Genomic DNA, 1,074 nt, shown 5'->3' on the forward strand with positions numbered 1-1,074 from the left:
CTTCGGTGTCGGTGACGTGTACGGACAGCGCGTCCGCGTCGACCGTGGACAGCCGCACTCGTACGCTCGCCGCACCTGTGGCGAACAGGGACACGCCGGTCCACGCGAACGGCAGCCGAACCTGGTCGCTCGGGGCCTCGGCGTTGGCGAGCGCCGCGTGCAGGGCGGCGTCCAGCAGCGCGGGATGGATACCGAACCCGGTGGCACCGCGGTGCTCCCGGTCGGGAAGGCTGACTTCGGCGAAGACGTCGTCTCCACGCCGCCAGGCGGCCCGGAGGCCCTGGAACACCGGGCCGTAGCCGTAGCCGGACGCGGCCAGACCCTCGTAGAAACCGTCCAGCTCGATGGGGCTCGCCCCGGGAGGCGGCCAGGCGCCGAGGTCGACGGGGCCGGTCACCGCGGCCTGGCTGAGCGCCCCACTGACGTGCCGGGTCCACTCCTCGTCCGGCCCGCTCTGCGAGTGCACACTGACCGGCCGCCACCCGGACTCGTCCTGCGCACCGACCCGGACCTGAAGGGCGACATCGCCTTCCTCGGGGATGACCAGAGGCATCTCCAAGGTGAGTTCTTCCAGACGCGGGCAGCCGACCTCATCCCCGGCCCGCAACGCGATCTCCACCAGACCGGCACCCGGGAACAGGACCGTGCCGCCGATGGTGTGGTCGGCCAGCCATGGGTGCGTGCGCAGGGAAAGCCGCCCGGTCAGCACGGCGCCCTGGTCGTCCGCCAGGCGTACGGCCGTGCTGAGTACGGGGTGTTCCGTCCCTGCCCGGTGGTCCTCTTCCAGCCAGTAGCGCCGGCGTTGGAAGGCGTAGGTGGGCAGCTCGACCTGCCGCCCGCCGGGCAGCAGTGCCGTCCAGTCGACGTCGGCGCCGTGAACGTAGGCCCGGGCCAGGGCGGTGGTGAGGGACCGCGGCTCGGGACGGTCCTGACGCAGGAGCGGCACGACCAGCCGCGGCGTGCCGGACTCCTCGTGCTCTTCGAGGGTTTCCTCGGCCATCGCGGTCAGCACCCCGCCCGGCCCGGCTTCCAGGAATACGTTCACACCCTCACCGGCCAGGGTGCGGATACCGT

Annotated in this window: 1 protein-coding gene; it reads right to left on the minus strand. The window is 72.3% G+C overall.

All coding sequences use genetic code 11. The annotated features are described in order from the left end of the window. On the minus strand, nt 1-1,045 hold a 1,045-nt coding region (locus G6048_RS48240), incomplete at its 3' end, for a polyketide synthase dehydratase domain-containing protein (RefSeq protein ID WP_206343058.1). Nucleotides 1,046-1,074: the final 29 nt, after the last annotated feature.

The sequence above is a fragment of the Streptomyces ureilyticus genome, assembly GCF_011045025.1.
GTDB lineage: Bacteria > Actinomycetota > Actinomycetes > Streptomycetales > Streptomycetaceae > Streptomyces > Streptomyces ureilyticus.